Origin of the sequence: Sedimentibacter hydroxybenzoicus DSM 7310 (assembly GCF_013403245.1) — a bacterium.
GTDB lineage: Bacteria > Bacillota > Clostridia > Tissierellales > Sedimentibacteraceae > Sedimentibacter > Sedimentibacter hydroxybenzoicus.
Genome location: NZ_JACBNQ010000031.1, coordinates 1 through 18,242, shown reverse-complemented (window position 1 = coordinate 18,242; position 18,242 = coordinate 1). Strand labels below are relative to the sequence as shown.

The window sequence follows — 18,242 nt, the reverse complement described above, 5'->3', positions numbered from 1 at the left end:
AAATCAGATGATGATAATGATTCTCAATATCGTATATGATTGGAGGAATGGGATATGACGTTAGATAATATTAAACCTGGTCAAGGCGGTATTATTTCATCAATTGGTGGACATGGAATGCTGAGAAGAAGACTGTTGGACATGGGTTTAACACCAAATACAAAAGTTAAGGTAAGAAAAGTAGCACCGATGGGTGATCCGATTGAATTATCTTTAAGAAATTATGTACTGACAATAAGAAAAGAAGAGGCCTCTAAAATTGAATTGAAAGAGGTATTTAGCATATGAAATATATTTTTGCTCTTGCAGGGAACCAAAATGCCGGCAAAACAACTCTTTATAACGCACTGACAGGCAGCAATCAACATGTTGGAAATTTCCCCGGGGTAACGATAGAAAAAAAAGAAGGTCAAATTAAAAAATACAAGGATGCTTCTTTGGTAGATTTGCCCGGCATTTATTCACTATCACCATACTCTATGGAAGAGGTTGTAACGAGAGACTTCCTTTTAAAGGAAAACCCTGACTTAATAATAAATATAATTGACGCAACAAATATTGAACGAAATCTTTATTTATCGCTTCAATTAATGGAGCTTTCCATACCAATGGTTATAGCATTAAATATGATGGATGAAGTAAGAGCCAGCGGTAACTCTATTGATGTAAAAAGACTATCTGACCATTTAGGTATTCCCGTAGTGCCCATATCTGCAAGTAAGGGCGAAGGGATATCAGAGCTTATAGATGTGGTTATGAAGATGGCACAGTCACAGGATAAAAGTATTAGGAAGCTTGATTTTTGTACCGGAGAGGTACATAAAGCAATTCATTCTATTTCACATCTGATAGAGGATCAGGCAAGGGAAGCAGGATATCCTCTCCGCTTTGCGGCTACAAAGTTGGTGGAAGGCGATGAACCTACATTTAAAGAATTGAATATATCAGAAAATCAACTCCATATTATCAATCATGTAGTGGAAGATATGGAAATGAAATTAGAAATAGACAGAGAAGCTGCTTTAGCAGATATGAGATATGTATATATTGAGAAAATTTGCGAAGATACGGTAATTAAAAAACAAGAAACAAATGAACAGATACGGTCAGAAAAAATAGACAAAATACTGACTCACAAGTACTTTGGGATACCGATTTTTATAGGAATAATGTTTGTTATTTTCTGGCTGACCTTTGGTTTGATAGGAGCTCCGCTTCAAGGTTATTTAGAAGAAATAATAGGAGTAACTACAGAATATGTGTCAGATTTAATGATAAGGTTTGAAGTAAATGATTTGTTGCATTCATTGGTAATAGACGGTATATTTGCAGGCGTTGGAAGTGTGCTGTCCTTCCTGCCGCTCATAGTTGTTTTATTTTTCTTCCTGTCATTTCTGGAAGACAGCGGATATATGGCACGAGTTGCTTTTTTAATGGACAAATTGTTAAGGAAAATAGGATTATCAGGTCGTTCATTTGTTCCGATGCTTATAGGCTTTGGCTGCAGTGTTCCTGCCATAATGGCAACGAGAACACTATCAAGCGAAAGAGACAGAAAGATGACTATAATTCTCACACCTTTTATGTCATGCAGTGCAAAACTGCCGATTTATGGTATGATAACCATGGCATTTTTTCCGGAAAATGCTGCCGCAGTTATGATTTCACTTTATATAATGGGAATGGTGGTGGCAATTCTTTCAGGACTTTTGCTAAAAAGTACAATTTTTAAAGGAGAGCCTATCCCCTTCGTTATGGAGCTTCCTGCATATAGAATTCCTTCAAGAAAAAGTATAATATTAAATATGTGGGATAAAGGAAAGGATTTTATAGAAAGAGCATTCACAATTATTTTCTTAGGAACAATAATTATATGGTTTTTACAAAGCTTTAGCTGGTCTTTTAATATGGTTGAAGACAGTACACACAGTATACTTGCTTCAATAGGTTCGGTAATTTCACCGGTGTTTATACCGTTAGGATTTAATGATTGGAGAGCATCCACAGCAATAATAACAGGTCTTACTGCAAAGGAAGCAGTTGTAAGCACATTGTCGGTATTAACCGGGGCTTCTTCAGATTTGCAGCTTTCTACCGCAATAAGCACCATTTTTTCACCACTGAGCTCCTTTGCGTTTTTAACGTTCACATTGCTATACATGCCTTGTATTGCAGCCTTTGCGGCTACAAAAAGAGAGCTTGGCTCCGTTAGGTATGCGGTGATGACTGCTGTATATCAGACAGTGACGGCCTATGTTGTGGGAATGCTGGTATATCAGATTGGAAACTTGATTCTATAAAGGAAAGGGGACACACCTCTTTCTTATTAGTAAGACTATTGGGGTCAGAGGAATGTCCCCTAAAGTCAGAAGGAAAGGGGGCACACCTCTTTCTTATTAGTAAGACTATTGGGGTCAGAGGAATGTCCCCTAAAGTCAGAAGGAAAGGGGACACACCTCTTTCTAAGGGGTAAGTCTCTGGGGTCAGAGGAATGTCCCCAAATTGAAGAAATCGGAAAGGGGACACACTTCTTTCTTAAGAGTGAGTCTCTGTGGGATAGGATGAATGTCCCCAAAATTCAGGAGGTGTATTATGAATTTTTCAGATATTATTGTAATTTCGATAATTGTAGTAATTATAGCAGGTGTTGTGGTATTCATGAAAAAACAAAAAAAGAACGGTTCGGGTTGTCATTCAGGATGTTCAGGGTGCAGCAAATCTGAAGGGTGTTCTACAATAAATAAATAGCTGTCTTAACAGCCTACAATCTTGATGACTTTGTCATCAATCTAAGCTGTCTTAACAGGCATCTTTTTTGTTTCACTTACAGTATAAGCGACTGATACCAAATCAAAGATTTGGGTCATCTGCTTAAAATAGTATTGCATAAAAAAGTAAAAATAATTGTTGATTGTCGACAATTGATGTGGTATAATTATCTAAATGTATGATAACGGTTCTATATTATGCATTTTAGTTGGAGGTTAATGATGTTAGCTGATGTACAGGCTTATTTAAGTAGAAGAGAAAATCTTAATAGTGTAGTAGTTGATTATATTAAGGAAGCGATACTAAGCGGGGAATATAAAGTTGGTGACCATATAAATGAAAGCGAAGTAGCTAATAAATTAGGTATAAGCAGAGCCCCGATCAGAGAAGCGATAAGAGAACTTGAAAATGATGGTATTCTCACTACTTTGCCTCGAAAGGGAACATATGTAACCGAATACAGCTTAGATGATATCAAGGAGGTATTTGATATCAGATTATTGCTCGAAAACAATATTAATAAAATTTTAATTTATGAAAATAAACTTACAGAAGATGATTTTAATCATTTAGAACAAATTGTTAAAGATATGGTTAGTATCGCAGAATCATCAATAGATGATAATAAAAAGTCCTTATTAATTAATAAAAAGGATATGGATTTTCATAGGTTTATATGGAAGAAATCCGGTAGTCAGAGAAGAGTTAAAATATTAGAAAGTATGTTTTTTCAATTAAGAATAGCTATGCTGTATGATATGTTAAAGACCGGTGATTTGATTATGTCGGCAACAGATCATTATGAAATTATTGAAAGCTTACGTAGCAAGGATATAGATAGATGTAAAAATGCACTGAGGGGACATATCATTTCTTATAAAGACGGTATATTTAAATAAATTGCTATATATAAGATATTAAAATAATCAAGCTTGTCGACAAACGACAATATGGTATTATAATAAAGGGAGGTTGCATTAATGAAATCGTTGTATTTTGATGTTGCGGAGTACAAACAAAGGATTAAAAACACAAAATTAAGTATGGAGGAAAAAGGTATTGAGGTCTTAATAGTGACAGATCCGGCAAATATGAATTATCTTTCCGGATTTGACGGATGGTCATTTTATGTGCATCAATGCTTAATTGTGATGATTGACCGGGAGGAACCGATATGGGTTGGAAGAGGACAAGATGGTAATGCAGCAAAATTAACATCATGGCTTTCAGAAGAAAATATCCGACCATATACGGATGATTATGTTCATTCATTGATAAAGCATCCAATGGATTTTGTGTCCGACATTTTAAAAGAAAAGGGATACGATAATAAGGTTATAGCTACAGAAATGGATGCTTATTACTTTACAGCTAAATGCCAGGAAACTTTAGTTAATGACTTACCTAATGCAAGATTTGCAGATGGAAACAACATTGTCAATTGGGTGAAGATTATAAAATCCGATAAAGAAATAGAATACATAAAAAAAGCTGCTGTAATAGTTGAAAGAACAATGCAAGTTGCTTTTGAGTCTATTAATGTGGGTGTAAGGCAAAATGAAGCAGCCGCAAACGTTTATCATGCTCAGATATATGGTACTGAAGAGTATGGCGGCGATTATGCATCTATAGTTCCGCTCATGCCGAGTGGAATAAGAACTTCAACTCCTCATTTAAGCTGGACAGATGAGCCGTATAGGGACGGAGATACAGTACTTGTGGAAATTGCGGGAAATTACAGAAGATATCATTGCCCATTATCAAGAACAATAATATTAGGAAATGCACCACAAAGAGTTAAAGATTTATCTGAAGTTGTAGTTGAGGGTATAAAAGCTACACTTGAAATTATTAAACCGGGTATTACGTGTGAGGATATAGAAAGAACATGGGCTAAAAGCATTGCCAAGAGTGGATTTATAAAGGATTCACGCGTTGGCTATTCATTTGGACTTAACTACCCTCCGGATTGGGGTGAGCATACTGTCAGCTTAAGACCTGGTGATAAGACTATTCTAAAACCAAATATGACTCTTCATTTTATGCCCGGTATATGGCTTGATGATTGCGGTGTCGATATAAGTGAACCAATTAGGATCACAGAAACGGGAGTTGAATTGTTGACAAACTATCCAAGAAAGTTACTGGTGAAATAATAATTAGTGTACGTATCAAAGCTTATGCTTTGATACGTACAAACTATTATAGAAAGAGGAAAATTTATGAATAAGTTTTTTACTAAGACATTATCACGATTTGAAGAATTTGTTCTAAGCTACTCTGTAATATTAATGGCAATTTTATTAATAGTTGGTGTTTTTATGAGAAATGTTATGAATAAAAGCTTAACATTTTCTGAAGAGGTTGCATCAGCTTTATTGATATTAGTGTCATTCTTCGGTCTTGGTTATTGTGCAAGAAAAGGCAGACATATTACTATGTCAATAGTATTTGACATGGTAAGCAATAAATATAAGAAATTATTTATGATTGTAATTTCTTTTGTTTCTGCTTTAGCCACCGCTTATATAACATTTTTGGCCGCAAGATATATAATCAGTGTTCAAAGCCTTGGCAGAGTTACACCGGCATTGCAAATTCCAATCTATATGATTTATTCAGTTGTTCCTTTAGGTTTTTTATTGGCAACGATAGAATATATCAGATCATTTATTTTTAATATTACGGATAAAGATAATTTTTACTTAACAAGCGATATAAGAGTTCCTTTGAATCTTGAAGTAAAAACAGATTTATCTAATTTAATCGATAAATTGGAAGAAGAAAAGGAGGAATCATAACATGGTATGGATGCTTATGCTAATAATGGCCGTATTGTTTATTTTAAACTTTCCTATGTACATAGCAATGATAGTAGCACCTTTGGCTGTAATTTTAACATATTTCCCAAATATTAATCCTCTTTTAGCAACTCAACAATTGATAGCCGGAGTTCAGCCAATCGTTTTATTGTCTGTTCCGATGTTTATATTTGCAGCAGATATTATGTGTGCGGGTCAGACATCAAACAGGCTGTTAGACTTTGTAGATACTTTCGTTGGGCACATACATGGAGGTATGGCTATTACGACTGCGGCAACCTGTACAATATTTGGTGCCATATCGGGTTCAACACAAGCGACGGTTGTTGCAATCGGGAAACCTATGAGAAACAGATTGATAAGCAGCGGATATGAGGATGAAGATACCACTGCTCTTATAATTAGTTCAGCTATCATTGCATTGCTAATTCCACCAAGCATATCAATGATTATGTATTGTGTAGTTACCGGAGCATCCGTAGGGGATCTCTTCAAAGCGGGAATAATTCCGGGATTAATAATATTATTTTTCTTCTCTTTATATAATTTTTTTAGAGCTAAGAAAAAAGGTATTCAAAGAACGAAAAAAATTGATTTAAACGGAAAGGTGGCTGCATTAAAAAAAGCAATCGGACCATTAGGCTTCCCTATAATAATTTTTGCAGGTATATATTCCGGTAAATTCAGTCCTACGGAAGCAGCTGCAATGGGAGTATTATATGCAACCTTATTAGAAGTATTTTTATTTAAATCAATTAAGTTTAAGGACTTTAGAAATATAGCTTTATCAACAGCTGTTGTGACAACAGCGGTATTTATATTAGTGGCAGCAGGAAGCTTATTTTCTTGGGCGATATCCTATGCAAGAATACCTCAAATGATAACACAGGCAGTTCTTGGGGTAAATCCGACTGCACTTAAGATATTAATAACAGTTACTATATTTTTCTATATAGCAGGTATGTTTGTGGATTCAATTGTGGCTATTGTAATACTTACTCCGATATTTTTCCCATTGGCGGTACAGGCAGGGATACATCCCATACATCTTGGAATTATTGTTACATTACAGGCTGCACTCGCATCTATAAGCCCGCCGTTCGGATGCAATATTTTCACAGCATGTGCAATTTTTGACAGACCATTTTTAATGGTGGTCAAAAGGTTACCTGCATATTTGATTATGCTTATAATTATATCTGTGATTATTATATTTGTGCCTCAGGTATCTTTGCTTTTAATATAGAGAGGACATGAATTATGAATGATATAAAAAAAGATATTTTTGAATTGGAAGAGGAACTGATAGCCCTCAGAAGAGATTTTCATATGCATCCCGAATTAGGATATGAAGAATACAGAACCTCACAAATTGTATACGACTATCTGAATTTGCTTGGGTTAGAGGTAAAAAAGGTTGCTAAGACAGGAGTAGTAGGTTTATTAAGAGGGAAACAATCGGGTAAGACTGTAATGCTAAGAGCAGACATTGATGCATTGCCTCAAAATGAAGAAGCAGAAGTTCCTTTTAAATCTGTAAATAAAGGTATTATGCATGCATGTGGTCACGACGGACATACTGCCATGCTGTTAATAGCAGCAAAAATTTTGTGCAAATATAAGGATAATATAAACGGAAATGTAAAATTTGTGTTTCAACCGAACGAAGAGGAAGCCGGGGCATTGGATATGATTAATGAAGGTGTTTTAGAAGATCCAAAAGTCGATGCAGCTTTCGGTATACATCTTTGGACCCCTCTAAAAAGCGGAGTGGTTGGATTATCAGAAGGACCGGTTATGGCAGCGTTAGAAGAGTTTGAGTTAGAGATATACGGGAAACCCGGTCATACCGGCTCACCACACACTGCTTTAGATCCGATAATAGCTTCATCTAATATTATCCAGACTATACAATCAATACAAACAAGAGAAATAGATCCATTAAATCCTATAACAATAATGATAGGTAAAATAAATGGCGGCACAGGAAGAAATATAATTGCCCAAAAGGTTGAAATCGGAGGTACTATAAGATTTCTATTTAAAAATGAAGAAGTTGAAAAGAAAGCATTATTAGAAAAGTTTGGAAGGGTGATAAATGGTATATGTGAAGCAATGAATGTTAAGTATGATTTGAAGTTTATTCCAAGCAATCCATCATTACAAAACAATGCAAGAATGGTTTCATACATAAGAAATGCGCTAACAGAGACATATGGAACTGATGAAAACATTGAAGAGTACAGATGTATGGCAGGAGAAGATTTTGCTGAATTCTCACAAAGGGTTCCAAGTGCATTTTATTTTATAGGAAATGGTAATGAATTAAAAGAAACCATGTATCCTCATCATCATCCAAGGTTTTCCATAGATGAAGATACTCTGAAATATGGAGTAGAGATGCATGTAAGATCAACATTAAATTATTTAAATGATTAATATCAGGAGGATTTAAAAGATGAAAAAATCTATATTATTAGCAGTATCTGTATTATTGGTAATGACATTATTTGTTGGTTGTGGTCAACAATCGGCTACACCGTCGCCTGACGCAGGAGAAACATATAACTGGAGATTTGCTCATGAAGAAAATAACGGAAGTATACAGGATGTATATGTAAAAGAATTTGTAAGAATACTTGAAGAAAAATCCGGCGGGAAAATCAATATCGATATATATCCGGTAGGTCAAATTGGTGATGCAACTCAACAATGTGAATTATTACAAAACGGAGGACTGGAATTTGCTATGGTATCACCCGGAAATACAGGAACCATAGTACCTGAAAATCAATTATTCTCTTTACACTTCTTATTCTCGGAAGATATGGACAAAAATAAAGAAATATTCAAAAACAGTAAAGCATTAAATGAAGATTTAACAGCGATTTATGCAGATAAAAATATAAAAGTTTTATCATACTGGACAGAGGGCACAATGGAATGGACAACATCTAAGCCTGTAAACAGACCTGAATTGTGGAAGGGACTAAAGATGAGAACTATGCCGTCTCCAATGATAGTTGCATCTTATGAAGCATATGGAGCAAATCCGACTCCAATGCCATATATGGAAGTTTACAGCGGACTTCAGCTAAATATGATAGAAGGACAAGAAAATCCATTATCGGCTATAGAAGAAATGAAGTTCTATGAAGTTCAGAAGTATTTAACATTAGGAAGTTCAAGTCTTTATGTAACGACTACTGCAGTAAATCCTAAATTCTTTGACAGTTTACCTGCAGATATACAAAAAATGATTTTAGAAACTGTTGAAGAAACAAGAGATTTCTCATTCCAGGCTCAAGCAGATTTGAATGGAGGAGCATTAGATAAAATAAAAGCAGCAAGCGATATAGAAATTGTAACATTAACTCAAGAAGAAAGAGAATTATTTAAAGAAGCCAGCAAGTCAGCATACGATGTATATAAAAATATGGTAGGAGCTAAAGGTGCCGCTATATTAGATAAATTGATGGCTGAAATAGCTGAAATTGAAAAATAAAAACATAAAATTTAAGGGGAATAATATTCCCCTTAAGCTTTAAAAGGAGGCATATGAATGTATAATCAATTTCCTGATGCTAAAATATTAAAGGTCGACCTTACAAAAGGAGAAACAAAAATAGATATACTTCCCGGCGAAATCTACAGATTATATCCGGGCGGCTCAAGTTTGGGTTTATATTTAGCATTAAATAAAATGAAATCAGGTATTGATCCATTGTCCCCTGAAAATACTTTGGTTTTCTCCGTTTCAGCTTTAACCGGTCTTCCTATAAGTGGTATCAGCAGATTAAATGTAACTGCAAAAAGTCCATTAACGGGAACAATAGGAGACAGTCAAGCAGGAGGATTTTTCCCGGCCCATCTTAAAGCCAATGGATACGATGCAATAGTTTTTAATGGAAAATCAGATAAACCGGTTTATTTATTTGTAGATGGAGACAAGTTTGAGTTAAGAAGTGCTGAAAATATCTGGGGAAAGGTTACAGGCGAAGCTGAAGATATAATACGTAAAGAACTGAACAGGGATGATGTGGAAATAGCTCAAATAGGTCCGGGTGGAGAAAATATCGTTAAATATGCATGTATAATCAATATGTGCAATCGAGCTAATGGCAGAAATGGTATGGGAGCCGTAATGGGTTCGAAGAACTTAAAGGCAGTTGTAGTAGTTAAGGGTAAGCCGATTAAACCATATAATAAAGAAAAATTTATGGAGCTTGCTAAAAGCGTTACACAAAGGTTAAAAGAAAACGAGGCTGTAGCCGGATTAGGTCAATATGGAACGGACGGAGATTTAGAAGGCTTCAGCGATGAAGGATTCTTAGTCACCAGAAACTGGACATCAGGATATTTTCCTGAGGGAGCTGAAAAATTAACCGGAACTACGATGTATGACACGATACTAAAAGAAAGAGATACATGTTTTGCTTGTGCAGTAAGGTGTAAAAGAGTTGTTGAGGTACCCGGATTGGTTGATCCTCTATATGGGGGACCTGAATATGAAACGGTTGGAACTTTTGGTTCTTATTGTGGAGTGACAGACCTTGAATATGTATCATTAGCTAATCAACTTTGTAACATGTATGGAGTTGATACTATTTCATGTGGTGCGACTATTGCATTTGCAATGGAATGCTATGAAAAAGGTTTATTGGATGAAGAAGCATGTGATGGAATAAAACTGGACTTCGGCAATGAAAAAGCATTGCCTATACTAATTGAGAAAATTGCCAAGAGGGAAGGAATCGGTGATTTATTAGCCGAAGGCAGTTATAGAGCTGCAGAGAAAATAGGCAAGGAAGCTGTCTTACTTACCGTAACAGTAAAAAAACAGGAATTACCTGCACATATGCCTCAATTCAAACCTGCAGTAGGATTAATATATGCTGTTAATCCTTTTGGTGCAGACCATCAATCAAGTGAGCATGATCCTTTCCTTGTAATGCCAACCGACAGCAGAGAAAGAATAAGATTGGCGAAAATAGGCATACATAAGGGTTATGAAGATAACTTTACAATGGACGATGACAAAGTTCGTTTTGCTTTAGACACACAAAAATACTTCTCAATATTAGATACATTGTGTTTGTGTCAATTTGTATGGGGTCCTGCCTGGGAGCTTTATGGACCGGATGAAATGGTTGAACTTTGCAAGTATGGTTTAGGATGGGATACTTCAATATTCGAACTGATGCAAGTAGGAGAAAGACGTATTAACATGATGCGTTATTTTAATTCAAGAGAAGGATTTACAAAAGATGATGACCAGTTGCCTGAAAAAATATTTATACCTTTAAAAGGAGGACCAACAGACGGTGTTGTATTAGATAAAGAGGCTCATGAAAAAGCCAAGGAGTTATATTATGAATTAGCCGGATGGCATTCCGATAATGGTAATCCTACGGTGTCAACAATGAGGAAATTATCTTTGCAATGGTTAATTAATAGGCGGTGATTTTGTGGAAGTAATTGTTAATAACAAAACAATGACAGTTCCTCATAATTATACTGTGTCAAATTTAATAAAACATTTAAACTATATTGAATCTGTAGCGGTATTTATAAACGGCAAGCAAATTTTGATGTCTCAATATGGGAATTATCAATTGAGTAAAAATGATAATATCAGAATTATAAAACCGTTAGGAGGAGGTTAGTAATTTTCTAATTAGGGAGGACGAACATGTTTAAGTCAACAAGAGACATAGATAATTTGTTAAATAAACATTTAACTTATAGACAAGGCTGTTTAAATTTAATAGCTTCTGAGAATTATTCAAGTGAAAAGGTAAGAAATTACCTAAGCTGCGATTTTGGAAACAGATATGGATGTTATTCAACGCTAAATCCAAAAGATAGAGAATATACGGGTAACAAGTATATTCACGAATTTGAAATGGAAACACAAGAGTTGATAAAAGATATTTTTAAAGCAAAGTATGCTGATTTAAGACCAATTGGAGGTCATATGGCAGGAATGTCGGTGGTTCTGGCAATACTTGAGCCGGGAGATTTAGTAATTGAGGTAAGTTTAAAGGATTGGGGACATGGGTTAGTCGGACCAATGTGCCAGGTTAAGCAATTTGATGAGACAATTAATGTGGAGTATATGAAATTCACAGAAGATGGTGCTGTTGATGTTGAATCATTAAAAACTCAGGTTAGAAAATTAAGACCTAAACTAGTCATATTCGGCGGTTCAGGAACATTGTTTCAGGAGCCGGTGAGAGAGTTAAGACCATTGGCCGATGAACTTGGCTTTTATATTGCATATGATGCTGCTCATGTTACGGGACTTATTGCCTCAGGCGTATTTAAGAATCCCCTTGAAGAGGGTGCAGATATAATGTTTGGAAGTACCCATAAATCTTTTCCCGGTCCTCAGGGAGGATTTGTAGTTTCTAATGATAAGGAACTAATAATAAAAGTAGGAAATACTCTTTCGCCATCATTGGTAACAAGCCATCATCTAAACAGATTACCGGCACTTGCAGCGTCTATTTTGGAGATGAAGGAATTCGGAAAAGAATACGGTAAACAGATTGTTAAAAATTCTAAAGCATTAGCAGTTGCATTAGACAACTATGGATTTAATGTAATAGGTAAAAATAAGGGCTTTACTGAATCTCACTTATTGTTAGTGAATTTGGGAGATAAAATAGATACATCTCCCGCAAAATATTTAGAAAAGGCCAATATCTTAGTGTCTGATGATTTTTCCGGTGCTTCTCCTGTAATAAGAGTCGGAACACCTGAGGTAACAAGAAAAGGACTAAAAGAAAAAGATATGGAACAAATAGCATTATTTATAAAAAGGTTGTTAATTGATAAGGAATCAATAGAGAATGTCGCTAAGGATGTTGGAGAATTTTCTAAAAGCTTTACAAATTTAGAATATTCATTTTAGGTTTCATGATACCCTTCTATATAATAAAGCTGTCTGCATAGACAGCTCAGGCTGCTGAAAAAGTCCCCCTGCATCGTTGCCGTTCATCCGGTCAATCCTCACGTATGTCTAATACGCTGCGGTTGCCCGTCTTCCGGCGCCTTGCAGGATGAACTTTTTCAGCAGCCTATCATCTTGATGACTTTGTCATCAATCTGAGCTGTCTGCATAGACAGCCTTATTTACAAATTCCGAAATTGTCTTATCCACGAACCCATTAATTTTTACGATCTTTAGTTTATTAATTGGAATATTATTGACCGGCGCGGGTATATATTACATGATAAAAGAAAATGATAAAAGTTCCATAAAAATATATGGAACTTTTATTGCCATAGGAATTTGGAGACAGCTTTTTTTCTTTATAAAACGGGGAGGGTGTTATAGTGAAGAGTAAAATAGAAAAAGAAAAATACATAGTAGATCAGATGATTTTAATTTATTGCAAAGGGAATAGGCATACTGCTTTTACTCCCTGCGAAAAATGCAGGGAGCTTAAGAAGTATGCCCATAAAAGGTTAAGTAACTGCAAGTTTGGAGAAGACAAAGGATTTTGCAGCAACTGCCCTATGCATTGCTATAAACCGGATATGAGAGTCAAAATCAAAGAGGTTATGAAATACTCCGGACCCAGAATGTTATTTAAAAATCCTGCAGCAGTTATAAAACATATTATAGAGTCGCTAAAACAATATAGTTTTCTTAAATAAACAGATTTACGTTGGATTCTTCCGCATCGCCTAAGTACGTGCCTACGCCGGCGAATTCCACGCCATCAATCAATTCTTCTTCAGTGATTCCCATTACATCCATTGACATGGTGCAGGCAATCATTTTAACACCGTTATCCATTGCTTTTTTTACTAAATCTTCAAGAGAATCTATATTTTTATCCTTCATTACCTTTCTCATCATAGCTGTTCCCATTCCACCCATATTCATTTTTGACAGCTTTAATTTACTTACACCTTGTGGCATCATTTTACCGAACATGGCATCTATGAACGGTTTTTTAATATTTTGCTTTTCTGTTTTCCTCAGAACATTTAGTCCCCAAAATGTAAAGAACATTGTAACCGGTCTTCCCATTGCTGCAGCACCGTTGGCGATAACAAATGAGGCTAAAACCTTATCCAAGTCACCGCTGAAAACAATAATTGTTTTACCGTCATTTGAAGATGTCAATATTGACGAGTTTTGTAAAAAACTATTAGTTTTTTTTTCAGATGCACCCTTTTGTAAATATACAATATTACTTTTGCCTTCCTTTTCTGTTCTTATGAAGGTATTTCCCGTCCTTCTGCACCAGGATTCAACATCTCGTGAAAATCCTGAATCAGTTGCCGAAACTTTTATGATGTCACCATCATTGATTTTGTTTATGATTTCATAAACCTTCATAATGGGACCGGGGCATTGAAGTCCGCTGCAGTCAACCTGTATGGAGGCTTTTATTTCATTCGTTTTTTTTTCCTCTGAAATATTGTTTGCATTTTTTATATCCAGAGCTGTACTATTCATGCCGTTTAATTGATTGTAATAATCATAATAAACACTCTTATAGAAGTTTGTTCCAGCAGGATAGACATACACATTGTTAAATCCGTTTTCCATCAAAGCCCTCGCGGCATTGTAAGAACGAACACCAACAGCACAAAATATGATTATTTTATCATTCTTGTTCAGCTCGCTAATTCTGCCTCTTAGTTCTCCTAAAGGAATATTAACAGCACCGGGTATTTCAAAAACCATAAGCTCTGCTTCCTCTCTGATATCAAGTAATGTATAATCGCTTGGTTTTGACGGCTCTATGTCGTTCCATTTATTAAGTTTTATTTTGCCTTTAATAATATTTTCCGCAACGAAACCTAACATATTGACGGGGTCCTTAGCGGATGAATACGGTGGAGCATAAGCAAGTTCAAGTTCCTTTAAATCATAAATGCTTCCTCCCAAACGAATTGCAGTTGCAATTGTATCTATTCGTTTGTCAGCTCCGTCCTCACCAACAATTTGTGCTCCGTATATTTTTTTGCCGTCGACGGAAAAAACCATCTTGAGTATTAATTCAGTGCTCTCAGGATAATATCCCGCATGGGATTTTTGTGATATAGTAGCAGTGTAATAGTCCTTTCCTTCAAGCATACCCATTCTGTCAAGAGTTTTTTCGTTTGCTCCTGTGGAAGCAACCGTTAAGTCAAATACCTTTGCAACAGAAGTACCCATTGTTCCTTTGTATTCTTCATTAGCTCCGTAAATATTGTTTGCACATATTCTTCCCTGCTTGTTGGCCGGACCTGCCAGAGCAATCATTGCCTTACCCTTGTTTATGAATTCTTCTACTTCTATTACATCACCAAGAGCATAAATACTTGGATCGGATGTTTTTAAATATTTATCTACAACAATTCCGCCCCTTTGATTTAGCTGAAGACCTGCATCCTTAGCTAATTGGCTGTTAGGTCTGACTCCTATTGATAAAATTACCATATCAGCAGTCAAAGCTTTCCCACTTGCTAAGGTAATTGTGACCGTACCGTTTTCGCTGCTGAATTTTGATACTCCATCACCTAAAATAAGATTAACTCCGTTTAATACCATATTATCCTGCACTAATCTTGCCATTTCATAATCTATGGGTGCCATAACCTGGTCCATTGCTTCTGCAACGGTAACATTTATGCCTGCAAGATGAAGGTTTTCGGCAACCTCAAGACCAATGAAACCACCCCCGATTACAACTGCGTTTTTTGGATGTTTTTCATTTATAAAGCTTTTGATTTCATCAGTATCGGGAACGGTCCAAAGTGTAAAAATATTGGGTGAGTTTATTCCCTCAATCGGTGGTTTCAAAGGAGTTGAGCCTGTTGATATTACCAATACATCATAGCTTTCCTTGTATGTTTCTCCCGTTTTAGCTTTTTTAACTTCAACACTTTTGTTTTCTCTGTCAATTCTAATAACCTCAGAATCTACTCTGACGTCAACATTATATTTTTCTGACATTGCCTCAGGCGTTTGAAGCAGCAAAGAGAATCTTTCCTTTATCACATCACCTATATGGTATGGCAAACCGCAGTTTGCATATGAAATATATGAACCTCTTTCAAACATTATAATTTCTGATGTTTCGTCTAATCTTCTCAATCTTGCCGCTGTGCTTGCACCGCCTGCAACACCGCCTATAATAACTATTTTTTTGCTCATAATAGCCCCCTTGAAATTTAATTATATCATTATATTCAAATATTAGCATATTAAAATATAAATTTCAAGCATAATTTTGAAATATAAATCTTGTATAGTTTTATTAAATTAAATGTGTTAATATAGTATTAACAAATTTAGGGGTTATTTATGGATAACATAAAAACAAATGAAGAACTATATAAACTAATTAACGAGAATGATATGATGTTGGTGTATTTTGGAAGCAACTCATGCAGTGTATGCAATGCCATGAAGCCAAAAATTGAAAAAATGCTTGAGAAATATCCTAAAATAAAGGTTGTCGGAGTAGAAACTGAAAATTTTGTAGAATTATCGTCAAAGCATAATGTATTTGCGATACCGGTTATTATTTTATTTATACAGGGAAAAGAAACAATCAGAAAAGCAAGAATTATCGGTATGGAAATCTTGGAGCAGGAAGTTTCGAGGTATTATGAATTGTTTTACAGCATCGATTAATTAATTTTCGATTTATTTATATTGCTTTTTATTTATTCGTTTGATAATATAACTATTTATAAAGTTTATTAATTTTAAAAGGAAAACCATGGATAAGTTAAAGAAAATTATAGTTGAACGCGGAGAAATCAAAGAGGGTAATATACTGAAGGTTGATAGTTTTTTAAACCATCAGCTTGATGTTGAATTTCTCTACGAAATGGGAGAGGAAATTTACAAGCTTTTTAAAGATAGGAATATAACGAAAATACTTACTATTGAGGTTAGCGGTATAGCGATTGCTGCAATGGCAGCACTTCATTTCAAGGTTCCGGTTGTGTTTGCCAAAAAATCTGAAAGCTTAAATTTAGATAAAGATATTTACAAAGGAAAGGTTGTTTCTTACACTAAAAGCAAAGAATACAATATAATGATAAGCAAAAAATATCTTAATGAAAATGATAAGCTTCTCATTATAGATGATTTTCTGGCAGAGGGAAATGCAATGAAGGCTTTAATAGAATTATCCGAGCAAGCAGGAGCTTCAGTTGAAGGTATCAGTATTGCAATTGAAAAGGGTTTTCAGAACGGAGGCAATTATCTGAGAAGCATGGGATATAATTTAAAATGTCTCACAACTATAGAAGAAATGAAGGATGGAAAAATTACTTTCAAATAATTACATGTTAATTTTCACCACTGAATTTTCAGGCAATGATAAAATTTCCGAGTATATAATATCCCTAAAATCAATTAGGGATTTTTTCATTTGTATAAATTCTGTAAATTCTATAATACAATTAAATATTCGAGTTTCCGCAAAAAGCAACTAAAGAAAAAAGAAAATAAGAAAGAAAAATAAAAAAGGGAAAAACAGAGAGAAAAACAAAAGAGAAGTGTAGATATTAGTAAAAAAAAGCATAGTAAATCAAGCCAAAGAGGAAAATAGGCTTAAGTAAAAATATTAAGTTACATAAGCTAACAAATAAGCTTAATACAAAGCTGACGAAATTTCGGTCGAGGCTTAGGTTTAAACCATAATCTTACACCTTCCTTAGCGTAAGAAAGAATGCCGGATATGCCCTTAGCTAACCGATAATAGAAGAAATGAACCTTTTCTTTGATAGGATCAGCTTTTTTAATAATAGAAGATTTAAGTGCGCTGGTATCCGATTTCAAGGAAATTAAAGATAGAAAAGCCATGCAAACAGTAATGTAAAAATTAAGAGAATTGATGGCTTTAAGCTTTCTTACACGTAAATTTTCAAACTGGAATATCTGTTTTTTGGCACGGAAATATTCCTCGATACGCCAACGTGAAAAATATAATCTTGCGATATTAACAACATCTTCTTTAGACTTGAGTTTCTTGTTAGTAGCAAGCATCATTGGGTTATCAGACAGGCCATAAACAAGAACAAGATATATATCTTTCTTGGAAGCAGTGATTTGTACCTTAACGTGAGATAAATAAGCATCCTGTTGTTTACCATGATAGCACACAGGGGTTTTAATTTTTCCTTTACGCATGTTTCTAAGCTGAGTAGCAGCAACCCATTTGTTATGGAAAAACAGCTTTCTCTTTGTGGTAAGACGGATAACATAATCTTGCTCTAATTCATCTAACTTAAGAAACATTTTATTATCATCATAGCCTCTGTCCATAACAAAAGTAGCCTTACCAAACAGGTCTTTACCTCGTTGCATAGCTTGAAAGGTAATAGTATTAGCAGAAGTATAGTTTTTCTGTTGAGAGGAATGAATTTTAGAGAAAATACTGACAGGATGATTGCTCTTAGTAATGGCACAGGCTTCTGTAACATGATATCCTTTATCATATACATTTTTAGAAATAGTACTTTTAGAACCATCACGTACAATACCAATATCTTCAAACTTATGACCATAAGGTTTAACGACATCACTGTCATCAATATGAATGACAGGATCATCAGGAATCCATTTGCGGACATTACGAAGATATGAAATTAAAGCTTTTTTAGGAATGCCATTATCAAGATGTCTGG

17 protein-coding genes are annotated in these 18,242 nt (G+C 35.0%); 15 read left to right on the top strand and 2 right to left on the bottom strand.

Annotation, left to right across the window (positions count from 1 at the left end; all coding sequences use genetic code 11):
• Positions 1-54: 54 nt before the first annotated feature.
• The 13 genes from HZF24_RS17135 to HZF24_RS17075 all read left to right on the top strand — a co-directional run bounded on the left by HZF24_RS17135 (position 55) and on the right by HZF24_RS17075 (position 13,256).
• A complete protein-coding gene (locus HZF24_RS17135) occupies positions 55-288 on the top strand; it encodes a FeoA family protein (RefSeq protein WP_179239594.1) in 234 nt (77 codons plus the stop codon).
• Complete coding sequence (feoB, locus tag HZF24_RS17130) at positions 285-2,300, top strand: ferrous iron transport protein B (protein ID WP_179239593.1); 2,016 nt, start codon at positions 285-287, stop codon at positions 2,298-2,300. Before HZF24_RS17135 ends, feoB begins: the two co-directional genes overlap by 4 nt.
• A gap of 292 nt (positions 2,301-2,592) precedes the next feature.
• Complete coding sequence (locus HZF24_RS17125; RefSeq protein WP_218835329.1) at positions 2,593-2,748, top strand: FeoB-associated Cys-rich membrane protein; 156 nt, start codon at positions 2,593-2,595, stop codon at positions 2,746-2,748.
• A gap of 242 nt (positions 2,749-2,990) precedes the next feature.
• A complete protein-coding gene (locus HZF24_RS17120; protein WP_179239592.1) occupies positions 2,991-3,668 on the top strand; it encodes a GntR family transcriptional regulator in 678 nt (225 codons plus the stop codon).
• 81 nt (positions 3,669-3,749) lie between these two features.
• The gene (locus HZF24_RS17115; RefSeq protein WP_179239591.1) at positions 3,750-4,925 is read left to right on the top strand and encodes a M24 family metallopeptidase; all 1,176 of its coding nucleotides are present in this window, start codon (positions 3,750-3,752) and stop codon (positions 4,923-4,925) included.
• A gap of 66 nt (positions 4,926-4,991) precedes the next feature.
• On the top strand, positions 4,992-5,570 hold the full coding sequence (locus tag HZF24_RS17110; RefSeq protein ID WP_179239590.1) for a TRAP transporter small permease: 579 nt from the start codon (positions 4,992-4,994) through the stop codon (positions 5,568-5,570).
• Between the two features lies 1 nt (position 5,571).
• On the top strand, positions 5,572-6,837 hold the full coding sequence (locus tag HZF24_RS17105; RefSeq protein ID WP_179239589.1) for a TRAP transporter large permease: 1,266 nt from the start codon (positions 5,572-5,574) through the stop codon (positions 6,835-6,837).
• Positions 6,838-6,851: 14 nt separating this feature from the next.
• Positions 6,852-8,030: a M20 metallopeptidase family protein gene (locus HZF24_RS17100; RefSeq protein WP_179239588.1), complete on the top strand. Its 1,179-nt coding sequence runs from the start codon at positions 6,852-6,854 to the stop codon at positions 8,028-8,030.
• A 19-nt stretch (positions 8,031-8,049) separates the two neighbouring features.
• A complete protein-coding gene (locus tag HZF24_RS17095; RefSeq protein WP_179239587.1) occupies positions 8,050-9,096 on the top strand; it encodes a TRAP transporter substrate-binding protein in 1,047 nt (348 codons plus the stop codon).
• A gap of 57 nt (positions 9,097-9,153) precedes the next feature.
• Positions 9,154-11,055: an aldehyde ferredoxin oxidoreductase family protein gene (locus HZF24_RS17090; RefSeq protein ID WP_179239586.1), complete on the top strand. Its 1,902-nt coding sequence runs from the start codon at positions 9,154-9,156 to the stop codon at positions 11,053-11,055.
• Between the two features lie 4 nt (positions 11,056-11,059).
• Positions 11,060-11,257, top strand: coding sequence for a sulfur carrier protein ThiS (gene thiS, locus HZF24_RS17085; RefSeq protein ID WP_179239585.1), 198 nt, complete (start codon positions 11,060-11,062; stop codon positions 11,255-11,257).
• Between the two features lie 26 nt (positions 11,258-11,283).
• Positions 11,284-12,507, top strand: coding sequence for a serine hydroxymethyltransferase (locus HZF24_RS17080; protein ID WP_179239584.1), 1,224 nt, complete (start codon positions 11,284-11,286; stop codon positions 12,505-12,507).
• A gap of 425 nt (positions 12,508-12,932) precedes the next feature.
• Positions 12,933-13,256, top strand: a complete 324-nt coding sequence (locus tag HZF24_RS17075) for a nitrous oxide-stimulated promoter family protein (protein WP_179239583.1) — start codon at positions 12,933-12,935, stop codon at positions 13,254-13,256.
• Here HZF24_RS17075 and HZF24_RS17070 read toward each other — a convergent pair.
• Positions 13,249-15,753 carry a DsrE/DsrF/DrsH-like family protein gene (locus HZF24_RS17070; RefSeq protein WP_179239582.1) on the bottom strand — a complete coding sequence of 835 codons (2,505 nt, stop codon included), beginning with the start codon at positions 15,751-15,753 and terminating at the stop codon, positions 13,249-13,251. The genes HZF24_RS17075 and HZF24_RS17070 overlap by 8 nt on opposite strands.
• 150 nt (positions 15,754-15,903) lie before the next feature.
• Between HZF24_RS17070 and HZF24_RS17065 the strand changes: the two genes are divergently transcribed.
• Positions 15,904-16,236, top strand: a complete 333-nt coding sequence (locus tag HZF24_RS17065; RefSeq protein ID WP_179239581.1) for a thioredoxin family protein — start codon at positions 15,904-15,906, stop codon at positions 16,234-16,236.
• 88 nt (positions 16,237-16,324) lie between these two features.
• On the top strand, positions 16,325-16,894 hold the full coding sequence (locus HZF24_RS17060) for a xanthine phosphoribosyltransferase (protein WP_179239580.1): 570 nt from the start codon (positions 16,325-16,327) through the stop codon (positions 16,892-16,894).
• A 299-nt stretch (positions 16,895-17,193) separates the two neighbouring features.
• On the opposite strand, the gene HZF24_RS17055 is transcribed toward HZF24_RS17060, so the two are convergent.
• On the bottom strand, positions 17,194-18,242 hold a 1,049-nt coding region (locus tag HZF24_RS17055; RefSeq protein WP_179239579.1), incomplete at its 5' end, for a transposase.

What these genes read in the sequence shown, in the direction of transcription:
- HZF24_RS17090 (WP_179239586.1), top strand. Translation starts at nt 9,154, where the DNA reads ATGTATAATCAATTTCCTGATGCTAAAATATTAAAGGTCGACCTTACA.
- HZF24_RS17060 (WP_179239580.1), top strand. Translation starts at nt 16,325, where the DNA reads ATGGATAAGTTAAAGAAAATTATAGTTGAACGCGGAGAAATCAAAGAG.
- HZF24_RS17095 (WP_179239587.1), top strand. Translation starts at nt 8,050, where the DNA reads ATGAAAAAATCTATATTATTAGCAGTATCTGTATTATTGGTAATGACA.
- HZF24_RS17105 (WP_179239589.1), top strand. Translation starts at nt 5,572, where the DNA reads ATGGTATGGATGCTTATGCTAATAATGGCCGTATTGTTTATTTTAAAC.
- HZF24_RS17100 (WP_179239588.1), top strand. Translation starts at nt 6,852, where the DNA reads ATGAATGATATAAAAAAAGATATTTTTGAATTGGAAGAGGAACTGATA.
- HZF24_RS17065 (WP_179239581.1), top strand. Translation starts at nt 15,904, where the DNA reads ATGGATAACATAAAAACAAATGAAGAACTATATAAACTAATTAACGAG.
- HZF24_RS17125 (WP_218835329.1), top strand. Translation starts at nt 2,593, where the DNA reads ATGAATTTTTCAGATATTATTGTAATTTCGATAATTGTAGTAATTATA.
- feoB (WP_179239593.1), top strand. Translation starts at nt 285, where the DNA reads ATGAAATATATTTTTGCTCTTGCAGGGAACCAAAATGCCGGCAAAACA.
- HZF24_RS17070 (WP_179239582.1), bottom strand. Translation starts at nt 15,753, where the DNA reads ATGAGCAAAAAAATAGTTATTATAGGCGGTGTTGCAGGCGGTGCAAGC.
- HZF24_RS17080 (WP_179239584.1), top strand. Translation starts at nt 11,284, where the DNA reads ATGTTTAAGTCAACAAGAGACATAGATAATTTGTTAAATAAACATTTA.
- HZF24_RS17135 (WP_179239594.1), top strand. Translation starts at nt 55, where the DNA reads ATGACGTTAGATAATATTAAACCTGGTCAAGGCGGTATTATTTCATCA.
- HZF24_RS17110 (WP_179239590.1), top strand. Translation starts at nt 4,992, where the DNA reads ATGAATAAGTTTTTTACTAAGACATTATCACGATTTGAAGAATTTGTT.
- HZF24_RS17115 (WP_179239591.1), top strand. Translation starts at nt 3,750, where the DNA reads ATGAAATCGTTGTATTTTGATGTTGCGGAGTACAAACAAAGGATTAAA.
- HZF24_RS17120 (WP_179239592.1), top strand. Translation starts at nt 2,991, where the DNA reads ATGTTAGCTGATGTACAGGCTTATTTAAGTAGAAGAGAAAATCTTAAT.